The organism is Streptomyces gottesmaniae (assembly GCF_031845845.1).
GTDB lineage: Bacteria > Actinomycetota > Actinomycetes > Streptomycetales > Streptomycetaceae > Streptomyces > Streptomyces akebiae.
Genome location: NZ_JAVRFJ010000016.1, coordinates 1 through 12,693, shown reverse-complemented (window position 1 = coordinate 12,693; position 12,693 = coordinate 1). Strand labels below are relative to the sequence as shown.

Sequence of the window (12,693 nt, the reverse complement as noted above, 5' to 3'; positions counted from 1 at the left end):
CGGTCAGGGGCGCGGAGAACGGCGCGATCAGTGCCCGGCGTCCGGCAGCCGCACACCGGCCGGACCCACCCGAACCCGCCGCGGACCAGGAGCGCAGCCCCTGTCAGGACACGGCCCACCGGCGGGGCCGAGCCCTACGCGGTCATCCGGGACCATGTGGGCGTCGTCCCCGTCACCCGGCACAACGCCAGATACAGCGGTATCGGCGGCGTATAGGGAATCGTCCCCTCGGGCCTGAGGATGAGCCCGGGAGCGGCCGCGCCCTCGGAGACCAGCGCGCCGGTGGTGTAGCGCACCGGAGACGGCCATTCCAGCGCGTAGTCGGAGTCGGCAGGGACGAGCCACCACCAGTGCGCCCGGTCGGCGTAGACACAGCCCACCCGCGGCAGCCGGGGCAGGACCATCGGCCCGAAGCGGGAAGGGACGGCGACCGCGTCACATCCCATGGGCGCGGTCATGCCGTCGGGCAGGGGGATGGGGCGGGGCGGCGCGGCGGAACGCTGGGCGCGGCGCAGTCGGGTCAGGGTGTCGAGGCTCACCACGCGGGCCACTCTGCCCCCACCGGGGAGCCGAGTGGGACCGATCGACCCGCTCACACCCATTCGGCCCCCGTCCGCCGTCCGACCTGCGGCCGGACTCCGACTTCCGTACGACATTCGAAACCCGTGCGGTATCCGGCCTCGCCGGCGCCTCGGCCGCCCTCGACGCTCGTGAGACGGAAGGCCTCCGCCCCACCGTCCCGGTCCTCCGTCGGCGGCTTCTTCGCGCCCCACCCCAGATCCGAGCGGGGCGCCGTGTCCGTGCCTCCGCCGGCGCCCAGGGTGATGTCCGCGACCGTCTCGGGCGTGGCCGCGGGGGCGAGGTGGCCGCGCGGCACGTCCGCCCACACCAGGAGTCCCAGACCGACCGGCTGCGCACCCCACGAGCGGCACATGGACTCTATGAGGAGCAGTCCCCTGCCGTGTTCCTCCTCGGGCCGCTGCGGCGAGGGGTGCGGCTCGCCGGGAGCGCAGCCCTCGTCCCGTACCGCTATCCGCACCAGATCGTCGCCGTCGTGCAGCTCGCAGACGATCTGGGCGCTCGCGGTGTGCACGATCGCGTTGGTCACCAGCTCGGACACGACGAGGGCGGCCGTGTCGCAGGTGTCCTCGCACGCGGCCCAGCCGGTGAGCTGGTCACGGGTCACGCGCCGGGCCTGTGCCACGGCACCCGGGTGCGCGGCCAGCTCGAATCGAAACCGGCGCTCGGCGATTGTCTCGGGGCGCGCCCCGGCAGCCGGACCGGGACCGACACGGTCACCGGCGGCGTCTGTTCCTAACGGCGCAGGGGGCGGAATCACGCTTGCCACTATCGCCCCGCCGTGAACACTTGGCAAGTGTCACTCTGAAAATTGCAGAGTGCCGTATGACTCTCTGAACGGTCGTGGCACACTGCACGCAACAGCACGTGTAGCGGCGCCAGTTGGAAATCCCTCGCACAACGTTCGTATGCACGCACAGTGTTCGTATGTGTACACGGACAGGTGTGGTGCGCGGGGCCTCCGAACGGCGCCGCAAGGCTGTCGGCACCGGGACGGGCCGGACATCGACGCAGGTCAGCGCAGGGTCAGAGGGAAGAGAGGCGAGATGAGCGAGCCGCGGTCCGCGCCGACGGTCGGGCAGGTCGTGCTCGGTCGGCGTCTGCTGGACCTGCGCGAGCGCGCCGGCATCAGACGCGAGGACGCCGCACGCGTCCTGCACGTCACCGCCGCCACGGTCCGCCGCATGGAGACCGCCGAAGTCGCCCTCAAAATCCCCTACCTCCAGCTCCTGCTGAAGGCGTACGGGGTCGGCGACGAGGAGGCCGAGACCTTCGTCCGGCTCGCCGAGGAGGCCAACAAGCCCGGCTGGTGGCAGCGCTACCACGACATCCTGCCGGGCTGGTTCTCCATGTACGTCAGCCTGGAGGGCGCGGCCTCCCTGATCCGCGGCTACGACCCCCACTTCGTCCCCGGCCTGCTGCAGACCGAGGACTACGCGCGTTCCGTCATGACATCGGGCGCCATCGGCCAGACCAAACCCGCGGACATCGAGCGCCATGTCGACCTGCGCATGCAACGCCAGGAACTGCTCACCCGTGAGGGTGCGCCCCGGCTGTGGTTCGTGATGGACGAGACCGCCCTGCGCCGCCCCGTCGGCGGACCGGCGGTCATGCGCGCCCAGATCGACCGACTGCTGGAGGCGATGGAGCTGTCCCATGTGACGCTGCAGGTCACCACGTTCGACACAGGACCGCACCCCGGTACGTACGGGCCGTTCGTCCTGTTCCGTTTCGCCATGCCGGAACTCCCGGACATGGTCTACAGCGAGTACCTGACCGGCGCCGTCTACCTGGACGACCGCTCCGAGGTGGCGACCCACCTCGAGGTCATGGACCGCATGGCGGCGCAGGCCGCCACGGCACAACGCACGAAGGAGATCCTCCGGGATCTCCGCGAGGAGCTCTGAAGACACCGAATGGAACTCATCAAGTCGCAGTCGCAGGCGCGCACACGCACGCAGTCGCACCCGGGCGTCTACAACGGCATGCCCGCCCGGGAGCTGGGCAGCGAGGGCTGGCACAAGCCCTGGAGCGGAGGCAACGGAGGAAACTGCCTGGAGGCCATGAAGCTCGCCGACGGCCGGATCGCCGTACGCCAGTCCACCGACCCCGACGGACCGGCGCTGATCTACACACCGGACGAGATGAACGCCTTCATCCAGGGCGCCAAGGCGGGGGTGGCCGACTTCCTGCTCTCCTGAGGCCTGTTGCGCACTCCCTGTTGTTCAGCCGATCCCCCTATGTTGGCCTGAGTTGATCACTAACTGCCGCGGAACCTTATGGAGTTCGTCATGACCGGGCGTCCCCCCGTCGAGATCGATACGAGCAGACCCCATCCCGCGCGGATGTACGACTGGTACCTCGGCGGCAAGGACAACTACCCCGTCGACGAGGCGATGGGCCGGCAGATGCTGGCCCTCGACCCCCGAGTGCCGGTGATGGCGCAGGTCAACCGCGCCTTCATGCACCGCACCACACGCTGGCTCGCGGAGCACGGCGTCTGCCAGTTCCTCGACATCGGCACCGGTATCCCGACCGAGCCGAACCTGCACCAGATCGCCCAACGGGTCGCCCCCGACGCGAGCGTCGTCTACTGCGACAACGACCCCATCGTGCTCGCCCACGCGGCTGCCCTGCTGCGCGGTACGCCGGAGGGGCGCACCGAGTACCTGCAGGCCGACGCGCGCGACCCGCACGCCGTCGTCGAGGGCGCCAGGAAGGTGCTGGACTTCGACCGGCCCGTCGCGCTCTCGCTGATCGCGCTGCTGCACTTCGTCTCCGACGAGGACGGCGCGCACGCCCTCGTCCAGCGGCTGATGTCCGAACTGCCCTCCGGCAGCTATCTGGTCGTCACCCACGCCACCGCCGACTTCACCCCGGAGGAGTCGAAAGTGGCCACGGAGAAGCTCAAGGCCGCCGGTGTCACCCTGGCCCTGCGCTCCCGCGAGGAGTTCACCCGCTTCTTCGACGGCTTCGAACTGGTCGACCCCGGCGTCGAGGTGCCCCACCACTGGCACCCCGAACTCGGCGAACCCGTCCCCGGCCAGGACGACGGGGTCATCCCGGGCTACGGGGCGGTGGCACGCAAGCCGTAGGGCCACGTCGAGAACCGATGTACGCGTGCGCGGCGCGTCGACGACGCGGCTCACCGCGACCACCGGCAGCGGCGGCTGTGCCGTCGCCCGCTCCCGCTCCAGCATCAGCCCGTAGTAGATCTGCTCGATCGACGGCGGCCCGACCGACAGGTTGCGCCAGACCGCGCCGGGCGAGTCCTCCTGCCCGGTCTTCACCAGGTACGCCGCGGCCATCGTCCCCGTACGGCCGACACCGGCGCCGCAGTGCACGAACACCGGCCCGGAGTTCTCGGAGACGGTGTCGAGCACGCGCCGCACCTGCTCAGGCGTCGGGGTCTGCCCGTCACGCATCGGCACCCGTACGACATCGAGGCCCGCCTCACGCGGCAGGGCGAGCTGGGCGGCGCTCAGCTTCTCGGCGCGCAGGTCGACGACGGTGGTGAAGCCGAGGTCGGCGAGCGCCCGGTAACCGGTGGGGGAGGGCACGGCCCCGCGCCACAGCTCGCCGTCCGTGCCGACGGGCTGGAAGTTGTGGATGCCCTTCACCGAGCGCGTCCCCTCGGGCGCCGAGAGGGTCTCACGCGCCACGTACGACATCGCCAGGATGCCGAGGGAGCCCGTGGCCCACAGGGCGAGATAGCCGAGCAGCACACCGATCAAGACGCGCACCACCTTGCGGCGCAGCGAGCGGGGGCGGGAAGAGGGGGCGGAGACCGAATTTCGGCGTACGGGGGGCGGAGGCAGGGCGACAGACATGAATGACCCGGGGGTTGGGGACGGGGGGTCTCTCGCATCGTAGCCCGCCCGAGGTAAGCATTCTGTCTGGTTGTGTGACACCTCACGTCATATATGCCGATTATGATGATCTGGTCCGCCCGGTCGATCTTCAGAGGTTCACTGCTGGTCCGCGTCGCCGATGGCGACCACCGTGAGGTGGGCGCGGTCCACGTCGGCGTCCTCCAGACAGCCACGCAGCCGCAACCGGTCATGATCGGTCAGCGAGGGGCGGACGACCCCCGCGAACAGTCCCTCACCGAGTTCGCCGAGCGTGGTCCGCCGCAGCGGAACCGACGTGGAGTTCCGACAGCGCTCCCACGCCTGCGACGCCGCCATGGACTGCCGCTCGGCGCTCGTCGGAACGCCCCGCACGTCCACCCGGACCAGCACGGACGTCGCCTCCGCCCCGTTGCGCTCCTCCTTCCTGGTCTGCGTCAGGTCGGCGAGCCCGACCACCAGCGAGACCAGCAGACCGACACCGACACTCGCAGTGAGCAACCGCGCCACCCGCCCCCGCCCCCGTCCCAGACCCCCGCCGAGCGGCGCCGAGTCCTCCAGATCGCCGTCCGGCGCCGGATCGGGCGCGGTGAGCACCGCCAGCTGCCCGGCGAGATGCCGCTCCGCCGTCGGCCGGGCCGTGACCGACGCGATCCGCTGCACCAGCCACGCGATCCCCGACAGCACCACCCCGGTGATCAACAACACCGGCACGAAGACATACGTACGACTCGCCGGATCCTCCAGCCAGCGGAACCGGTCGCCACGCTCACGCGCGTGCGACTGCCGCAACCGGGCCAGCGCGTCCTGCTGCCGCCGGTCGCTCTCCCGGATCCGCTCCTCGATCCGCGCCAGCCGCCCCAACAGCACCAGCCCGAGCAACAGCACCCCGACGATCAGGAGCACCACCCCACTGAGGATGGCCCGCTGCCACTGCCACCGGTAGAGGTAGACGACGAAGTAGACGCCCGCGCCGACCGCCGCCGCGCCCCCGAAGAGGTAAGCGAGGCGCCTCATCACGAACCCTCCGCCCGCACGTCGCCGGAGCCGCCGTCGACCGTCACCCGGGTACCCGGCGGGAAGCGGCGCACCGCGTCGTCGACGCCCACCACGGCCGGCACACCGAACTCCCGGGCCAGCACCGCGAGATGGGACAACGGGCTGCCCGTCTGCGCCACCAGCCCCGCGACGCGCGACAGCAGCGGCCCCAGCGCCGGATCGAGCGTCCGCACCACCAGCACGGCGTCCGCCGGCGCGGTCCCCACGCCGTCCCACACCGTGCCGGTGCCCCGACCGCCGGACACACCCCGGCCTCCGTTCCCGTCACCCGGCCGGGAACGCCCGGCGGTGCGCTCGGCGACCACCACACCGCCCTCCGCGAGCCGGAACCGGTCCGGGAGCGGCGCGGACACGGCCCGGGGCGACCGTGCCTCGAAGTCCCCCGGCAGCCCACCGGTCTCCAGCGCCGTCACGAACTCCTTCCACCGCAGCGACCCCACCCGCCGCACCTCACCCAGCACACCCCGGGCGAGCAACCTGCGCGCCGCCTCCCGCACCAGCCTGACCTGCAGCTCCTGCACCCAGCGGATCCGCAGCCGCAGGGCCTCGCGCGGCGGGAGGACGCCCGGGGAGACGGAGACCGCGCGGCGGGAGGACGGGAGGGGGGCCGGGTTGTCGCCGGGGGCGGCGGCTGCGGCTACGAGGGGGGATGCGGATGTGGTGGCGGTGGCGGTGGCGGTGGGGGTGGGGATGGCGTTTGCGGTGGTGGATGTGGCGAGGGTGGTGGATGTGGCGAGGGTGGTGGATGTGGCGAGGGTGGGCGGTGCGGCGAGGGTGGGCGGTGCGGCGAGAGTGGCGGATGCGGTGGTGGTCGCGGAGGCGCCGTTCCGGTGGGCGGGCTCCGGTGGGGGCAGTCGCAGGTCGCCCCACAGACTCGGAGCCGTCAGGGCGAGGACCACGGGCTCGGCGGCCACCACCTGGTGGTCCGACAGGGTCCGATCCCGGTACCTCGACTCGGTGAGCGTGGCGAGAGCGGTACCCGCAGCCGTGACGTGGGGCTCCGGAAGGAGGGCACCGGCCAGAGCCTCCTGCGCGTGCAGCGAGACCAGGACGGAGCGCGTCCAGCGCAGGGTCGAGATCAACTCGACGGTCGGCAGCTCGCCGGCCGCCGGGGTCTCGACCAGCCGCCGGTCGACATCGGCCACCAGATCCGTCGCCAGGCCCGGCAACGTCGAGGTCAGCCGCCCCACCCGCCAGGCCGCACCGAGCCGCCGGGCGCCCGGCGCGGGGTTGAGCCACGCCAGCCGCGGGTGTCTCGGCGGGACGGCGCCCAGCAGCCGCAGGTCCGCCGCGGCCCGGCCCCCGACCGCCGTGACGACCGGCACCGACCGCAACCGCCGACGCGACGCGCTACCGCCGAGATCGAGCGCGAAGGCCAGCCCCCGCGCCATCGGCGCCACCCACAGATCCTCCTCCAGCGGCTCCAACTGTCCCGGCAGAGTCTCCGCCACCGGCCCGGGACCGAGCAGCCGCGCGCCGCGTGGCGGACGGGACCCCATCGCCGTGATCGGACGGCTCTGGAGCAACCACAGCCGCCCGCCCTCGTCGAAACCGAACTCGATGTCCTGGGCCCCGCCGAACACCCGGGCGGCCCGCCGCGCGAGACGCGCCAGACGACGCAACTCGGCGGCGGTCAGCAACGCCCCACTCCCGCCGGCCGCCCGCATGGCACCGGACTGGCCCGCCCCCGAGTGGTCCGCCCCCGACTGTTCCGCTCCTGGGGGTTCTGTCCCGGGCGATTCGGCTCTGGGCGGTTCCGCTCCTGGGGGTTCTGTCCCGGGCGATTCGGCTCTGGGCGGTTCCGCTCCTGGGGGTTCTGTCCCGGGCGATTCGGCTCTGGGCGGTTCCGCTCCTGGGGGTTCCGTCCCGGGCGATTCGGTTCCGGGCCGTTCCACCCCTGAGGGTTCTTCCGCCCCGGGCGATTCCGTCCGCAGCAGCCGCCCCCATCTGCTCAACCAGTAGTTCGTCCCCGGCTGCTCCCCGCTCACCAACGTGTCGGGCCCGCCGCGCACCGCGCTGACCAGCATCCGATCGGTCCGCCCGGCCACGGGATCCGCACCGAACAGCACACCCCCGACCCGGGCCCTGAGCATCGGCTGGACGAGCACGGCCATGGGAGCACTGTCACCACCGTCGGGCCGCCGCGCCGAGCCCAGCACCGTGCGCACCGCCGCCCGGAACTGCTCCCACCCCCGCACATCGAGCACGGAGTCGAACCGTCCCGCCAGGGAGGACTCCTCCGTGTCCTCCTGCGGTGAGGAGGACCGTACGACGAGGGGCCGCGCACCGTGCCGGGACAGCTCGGCCCAGGCGCGCGACAGGTCCCGCACGTCGTCGGGGTCCCGCCGCCGGTCATCCGCGTGCCCAGGGTCGTACGGGATCACGAATCCGGGCAGCACCGGCAACCCGGCGCGCGCCGCACGCGCGAGATGGGCCGCCTTCGACCCGGTGAGCAGAGGCAGCGAAGCCGTCGGCTGGTCGAGGAGGACGACGTGAGAACCGACGCTGCCGCCACCCCGGGGCGGAGCCCCGCCGTGCGACGCACCTTGTCCGTGTTCTCCGTGACGTTCGTCGAGCGTCGTCATCGAGCACCCTCCAGGACCGGCCGTCAACAGGGGGGACGCGAGGAAAAGGCCCTACGCCTGACGACGGAACGAAGGATGGGGGCAGGCCACCACCGACTTGTCGGGGTGCCCGCGGCCACAGCGGTGACGTACCTCCTGACCCCAATGGTCCCACCGCCCCGGTTTTCCTGTCGACCGGGAACCCTCGCCCCCACGCGTCGCCGACACACACCCCACTCACTCGGGCGGGAGCACCCCGCACAACGCCTCCACCGCCGCCCCGTACGCGTGCTCCGGCGGCGTCGCGTACCCCACGACCAGCCCGTCCGGAGCGTCCTCCCTCGCCTCGGGATGCCGGAACGCCGCCAGCCCGTCCAGCGCCACACCCCGCCAGGCCGCCGCCTTCACCGCCGACCGCTCGGTCCCGGGCGGCAACCGCAGCACGGCGTGCAGCCCGGCGGCGATCCCGGTGACCTCGATGTGCGGCGCGTGCGCGGCCAGGGCCGCCACCAGCCGGTCCCGACGCGCCCGGTACCGCTGCCGCATCCGCCGCACATGACGGTCGTACGCCCCGGACACCACGAAGTCCGCCAGCGCCAGCTGGTCCGGCACGCTCGCCCACGCCTCCCGCTCGCCCTTGGCCTCCAGCACGGCGCCCACGAGCCGCTCCGGCAACACCATCCACCCCAGCCGCAGCGCGGGCGACAGGCTCTTGCTGACCGAGCCGATGAAGACGACCCGCTCGGGATCCAGTCCCTGCACGGCCCCGACGGGCTTGCGGTCGTAGCGGAACTCCCCGTCGTAGTCGTCCTCCAGGACCATCCCGCCACGCGCGCGTGCCCAGTCCACCACCGCGGCCCGCCGCTCGGGATGCAGCGGCCCACCGGTGGGGAACTGGTGCGCGGGCGTGAGCAGCACCGCCCTCTCCCGGTCCAGCCCGTCCACCCGGGCACCGTCCTCGTCGAGCGCCAGCGGAACGGTCCGTACGGAGGCCGCCGCCAGCAGCTCACGGTGGAAGCCCAGCCCGTACGACTCCACGGCCAGCGGCCCCCGCAGCACCCGACCGTGGAACAGCAGTCGCAACGCGTGCGCGAAACCCGAGCAGACCACGATCCGCGAGGCCTCGGTCCGCACGCCCCGCGCACGTGCCAGGTACTCGGCGAGCGCCTCCCGCAGCTCGACCCGGCCCGCCGGATCACCCGGCCCGAACGCCTCGCTGGGCGCCCGCGTCAGCGCCCTGCGGTACGACGCCACCCAGGCCGCCCGCGGGAACGCCGACGCGTCCGGCATGCCCTGCCGCAGATCGTGCCGCGGCCCCCGCGCGCGTGGCGGCACCTTCCGAGGCACGCGCGCCGCGGCGCCCAGGGGTTCGACCCGCTCCGCGACCCGCGTGCCCGACCCCTGCCGGGCGGTCAGCCAGCCCTCCGCGACCAGCTCCGCGTACGCGTCGGCGACCGTGTTGCGCGCGACGCCCAGGTCCGCGGCGAGCGAGCGGTACGGGGGCAACCGGGTCCCGGGCGCCAGCCGACCACCACGCACCGCGTCCCGCAACGCCCGGATCAGCGCCGCCCGCCGCCCACCCCCACCGGACAGTTCGAGATGCAGATCGGCCCCGATCGACTCCGCGGAATTGACCCAAGAATCCACCATGAAAATGCACCCTACGACAGGTCTTTCCGCCCCATAGATTCATGGTCATGACGACGAACACGACAGCGACGACCGGCACGACAGCGACCGACACGACAGCGACGACCGGCACGACAGCCACCGGCACGACAGCGGCGAGCACGGCAGCGACCGACGCGACGGTGACGGCAGCCGTTCCCCGGCTCGACTTCGCGAAGTCCGCGCGGAACGCGTTCCGCGCCCTCATCGGCTTCGACGCGGCGGCCCGCGAGGGCATCGACCCCGCCCTGGTCGAACTGATCCAGATCCGCGCCTCCCACCTCAACCACTGCGCCTACTGCCTCCACATGCACACCAACGACGCCCGCAAGGCCGGCGAGAGCGAGGACCGGCTGCACATGATCCCGGTCTGGCGCGAGGCCCGGCACTTCTTCACCGCCCGCGAACAGGCCGCGCTCGCCCTCACCGAAGCGGTCACCCTCGTCGCCGACGGCGGCGTCCCCGACGCCGTCTACGCCGAAGCCGCCACCCACTTCGACGACTCCGAACTGGCCCGCGTCCTCGCCCTGATCTGCACCATCAACACGTGGAACCGCATCGCCCTCGCCACCGCCAAACAAGCCGGCACGGACGGCCGCTAGAACCGCCGGAACGCCTCACCACCTGCCCGCCACCGAACCGACGACATAAGCACTGTTCCCGCGACGACCGATCCGGCATTGGCGTGGTGGGGGAGCGATGGCTGACGGCCGGTGGCTGGTGGACCCGACGGCCGGGGACCCGACGGCCGGTGGCCGGTGGACCGGTGGCTACACCGTCATCGGGCGGTCGTACGGTCCGATCGGTGCCGGCAGGCGGTCCGTCCCGGTCAGCCCACGGTGGACCGCGGCAGCCACGGACCTCCCCTCGGCGATCGCCCACACGATCAGTGACTGCCCACGGGCGGCGTCCCCGGCGGCGTACACCCCGGGCACGTTCGTCGCGAAGTCCGGCCCCCGCGTGATCGTCCCGCGCGGATCGAGGGCCAGCCCCAACTGCTCCAGGAGCCCGTCGTGACGATCCGGGCCGGAGAACCCGAGCGCGAGCAGGACGAGATCGGCGGGCAGCGTCCGCTCGGTACCCGACCGGGCCTGCCGCCGCTCGTCCACCTCGACCAGGTGCAGGGCACACACCCGCCCCGACCCGTCCCCGGTGAAGCGGAGCGTGGAGGCCGCGAAGAGTCGCGCGTCCGCGTCCGCCGCGGGCGCGGACCGAAGATCCCGAGCCTCCTCGTGCGCCGCCGAGAGCCGGTACACCTTCGGATACGTCGGCCACGGCTCGACGTCCTCGTCACGCTCCGCCTCCGGCAGCGGATAGATGTCCAACTGGGTCACCGAAGCGGCCCCTTCCCGCACCGCGGTCCCCAGACAGTCCGCCCCCGTGTCACCACCCCCGACGATCACGACATGCTTGCCTGCCGCCGACAACGGCGACACCTCCAGATCCCCCTCACACACCCGGTCGGCCAACGGCAGATACTCCATCGCCTGATGAACGCCGGCCAACTCCCGCCCCGGCACGTCCAGTTCCCGCCACGCTGTGGCACCGGTCGCGATCACCAACGCGTCGTACCGGGCCCGCAACTCGGCCGCCCCGACGTCCACCCCGACCCCGGTCGACGTCCGGAACTTCGTGCCCTCCGCCCGCATCTGCTCCAACCGCCGGTCCAGATGGCGCCGCTCCATCTTGAACGCCGGGATCCCGTACCGCAGCAACCCGCCGATCCGGTCGGCCCGTTCGTACACCGCGACCGTGTGCCCGGCCCGCGTCAACTGCTGCGCCGCCGCGAGCCCGGTGGGCCCGGAGCCGACGACGGCGACCGTCTTTCCCGACAGCCGGTCGGGGGGACGCGGCGGGGTGAAACCGTCCTCCCAGGCCCGGTCCGCGATGGCCACCTCCACGTTCTTGATGGTCACCGCGGGCTGGTTGATCGCCAGCACACACCCCGCCTCACAGGGCGCGGGACACAAGCGCCCCGTGAACTCGGGAAAGTTGTTCGTGGCATGCAGCCGGTCGCTCGCCGCCCGCCAGTCCTCCCGCGACACGAGATCGTTCCAGTCGGGGATCAGATTCCCCAGCGGACAGGCGTCGTGGCAGAACGGGATCCCGCAGTCCATGCAGCGGTCGGCCTGCTTGCTGATGATCGGCAGCAGAGCCCCGGGAACATACACCTCGTCCCAGTCCCGGACCCGCTCCTCCACGGGGCGACGGGGCCAGTCCTCGCGTGGTGTGGTCAGGAAACCCTTGGGATCGGCCATGGCCGTCTCCCTCACGGAGAGGTACGCGTACGGGCCACGATACGACGCGCCCGCCGCCCCCGCCTCAGGCGAGCGCCAGCAGGTACGACAGGGCCGCGGCAGCCGCGGCGACCGCCCGCACGTGGTTCCACGTCGTCCACCGGCTCACGTACTCACGCCAGTACGTCGCCGCCTCCGGCGTGCCCGGGTCCAGCTTGGCGAGCGTCTCGTTGCGCGGCACGTTCGCCACCATCGTGACCCCGAAGCAGCCGAACAGATACAGCACGCTGCCCAGCAGCAGTTCGACCCTGCCCTCGTCCGGCCACAGCACGAACGTCACGACGGCCAGCACGGCACACAGCACCGCCGTGCCCACGAACACGAGCATGAACGCCGGCGTCAGAGCACTCACATTGATCGCCTGCATCGCCGCCACGCCCTGCGCGGGCGGCAACGACGCCAGCCCCTTCATCACGAACGTCGAGAACCCGCAGAACACGCCGGCCACGATCGCCGTCCCGAGCAGCCCCAGCACCGTCAGCACGAAGTACGGCCCATCGATCATGTCCGCTCCCACCTCGATCCCTCGAAGATCCTGCCCCACCACCCGACAACACGACCAGTGAACCTCCGCACACCCCCGGCCCCCATGGCCGAGCCGCTCACCCGCATACGCACGAGGCCAACCGGGGACCTGCGCCGACCGCTGCTCCGGGGGGCCTCCCCCCTCCCCCTCCC

11 protein-coding genes and 1 pseudogene are annotated in these 12,693 nt (G+C 72.3%); 4 read left to right on the top strand and 8 right to left on the bottom strand.

Features of this window, described 5'->3' with window-relative positions; genetic code table 11:
- Positions 1-134: 134 nt before the first annotated feature.
- Positions 135-602, bottom strand: a complete 468-nt coding sequence (locus RM704_RS19290; protein WP_052145997.1) for a hypothetical protein — start codon at positions 600-602, stop codon at positions 135-137.
- On the bottom strand, positions 593-1,339 hold the full coding sequence (locus RM704_RS19285) for an ATP-binding protein (protein WP_078937098.1): 747 nt from the start codon (positions 1,337-1,339) through the stop codon (positions 593-595). The genes RM704_RS19290 and RM704_RS19285 overlap by 10 nt, the downstream gene beginning before the upstream one ends.
- A gap of 286 nt (positions 1,340-1,625) precedes the next feature.
- Here RM704_RS19285 and RM704_RS19280 point away from each other — a divergent pair, with 286 nt between their 5' ends.
- The 3 genes from RM704_RS19280 to RM704_RS19270 all read left to right on the top strand — a co-directional run bounded on the left by RM704_RS19280 (position 1,626) and on the right by RM704_RS19270 (position 3,674).
- A complete protein-coding gene (locus RM704_RS19280) occupies positions 1,626-2,486 on the top strand; it encodes a Sco1979 family transcriptional regulator (RefSeq protein ID WP_033527088.1) in 861 nt (286 codons plus the stop codon).
- 9 nt (positions 2,487-2,495) lie between these two features.
- On the top strand, positions 2,496-2,780 hold the full coding sequence (locus tag RM704_RS19275; protein ID WP_033527087.1) for a DUF397 domain-containing protein: 285 nt from the start codon (positions 2,496-2,498) through the stop codon (positions 2,778-2,780).
- A 78-nt stretch (positions 2,781-2,858) separates the two neighbouring features.
- Positions 2,859-3,674: an SAM-dependent methyltransferase gene (locus RM704_RS19270; protein ID WP_078937097.1), complete on the top strand. Its 816-nt coding sequence runs from the start codon at positions 2,859-2,861 to the stop codon at positions 3,672-3,674.
- A gap of 168 nt (positions 3,675-3,842) precedes the next feature.
- Here RM704_RS19270 and RM704_RS19265 read toward each other — a convergent pair.
- The 4 genes and pseudogenes from RM704_RS19265 to pdxR form a co-directional block, all read right to left on the bottom strand.
- A pseudogene (locus RM704_RS19265) lies at positions 3,843-4,250 on the bottom strand (protein-tyrosine phosphatase family protein); the annotation flags it as partial.
- 297 nt (positions 4,251-4,547) lie between these two features.
- A complete protein-coding gene (locus tag RM704_RS19260; protein ID WP_033527086.1) occupies positions 4,548-5,444 on the bottom strand; it encodes a hypothetical protein in 897 nt (298 codons plus the stop codon).
- Positions 5,444-8,071 (bottom strand): PEP/pyruvate-binding domain-containing protein, encoded by a 2,628-nt coding sequence (locus RM704_RS19255; RefSeq protein WP_311590900.1) that lies wholly within the window; start codon positions 8,069-8,071, stop codon positions 5,444-5,446. The genes RM704_RS19260 and RM704_RS19255 overlap by 1 nt, the downstream gene beginning before the upstream one ends.
- A 216-nt stretch (positions 8,072-8,287) precedes the next feature.
- The gene (gene pdxR / locus RM704_RS19250; RefSeq protein ID WP_033526659.1) at positions 8,288-9,700 is read right to left on the bottom strand and encodes a MocR-like pyridoxine biosynthesis transcription factor PdxR; all 1,413 of its coding nucleotides are present in this window, start codon (positions 9,698-9,700) and stop codon (positions 8,288-8,290) included.
- 41 nt (positions 9,701-9,741) lie between these two features.
- Here pdxR and RM704_RS19245 point away from each other — a divergent pair, with 41 nt between their 5' ends.
- Positions 9,742-10,320 (top strand): carboxymuconolactone decarboxylase family protein, encoded by a 579-nt coding sequence (locus RM704_RS19245; RefSeq protein ID WP_033526658.1) that lies wholly within the window; start codon positions 9,742-9,744, stop codon positions 10,318-10,320.
- 168 nt (positions 10,321-10,488) lie between these two features.
- Here the strand turns inward: RM704_RS19245 and RM704_RS19240 are convergent, their stop codons facing one another.
- On the bottom strand, positions 10,489-11,976 hold the full coding sequence (locus RM704_RS19240; protein ID WP_033526657.1) for a glutamate synthase subunit beta: 1,488 nt from the start codon (positions 11,974-11,976) through the stop codon (positions 10,489-10,491).
- Between the two features lie 64 nt (positions 11,977-12,040).
- Positions 12,041-12,520: an anthrone oxygenase family protein gene (locus tag RM704_RS19235; RefSeq protein ID WP_033526656.1), complete on the bottom strand. Its 480-nt coding sequence runs from the start codon at positions 12,518-12,520 to the stop codon at positions 12,041-12,043.
- Between the last annotated feature and the right edge of the window lie 173 nt (positions 12,521-12,693).

What these genes read in the sequence shown, in the direction of transcription:
- RM704_RS19290 (WP_052145997.1), bottom strand. Translation starts at nt 602, where the DNA reads ATGGGTGTGAGCGGGTCGATCGGTCCCACTCGGCTCCCCGGTGGGGGC.
- RM704_RS19280 (WP_033527088.1), top strand. Translation starts at nt 1,626, where the DNA reads ATGAGCGAGCCGCGGTCCGCGCCGACGGTCGGGCAGGTCGTGCTCGGT.
- RM704_RS19275 (WP_033527087.1), top strand. Translation starts at nt 2,496, where the DNA reads ATGGAACTCATCAAGTCGCAGTCGCAGGCGCGCACACGCACGCAGTCG.
- RM704_RS19270 (WP_078937097.1), top strand. Translation starts at nt 2,859, where the DNA reads ATGGAGTTCGTCATGACCGGGCGTCCCCCCGTCGAGATCGATACGAGC.
- RM704_RS19260 (WP_033527086.1), bottom strand. Translation starts at nt 5,444, where the DNA reads ATGAGGCGCCTCGCTTACCTCTTCGGGGGCGCGGCGGCGGTCGGCGCG.
- RM704_RS19255 (WP_311590900.1), bottom strand. Translation starts at nt 8,071, where the DNA reads ATGACGACGCTCGACGAACGTCACGGAGAACACGGACAAGGTGCGTCG.
- pdxR (WP_033526659.1), bottom strand. Translation starts at nt 9,700, where the DNA reads ATGGTGGATTCTTGGGTCAATTCCGCGGAGTCGATCGGGGCCGATCTG.
- RM704_RS19245 (WP_033526658.1), top strand. Translation starts at nt 9,742, where the DNA reads ATGGTCATGACGACGAACACGACAGCGACGACCGGCACGACAGCGACC.
- RM704_RS19240 (WP_033526657.1), bottom strand. Translation starts at nt 11,976, where the DNA reads ATGGCCGATCCCAAGGGTTTCCTGACCACACCACGCGAGGACTGGCCC.
- RM704_RS19235 (WP_033526656.1), bottom strand. Translation starts at nt 12,520, where the DNA reads ATGATCGATGGGCCGTACTTCGTGCTGACGGTGCTGGGGCTGCTCGGG.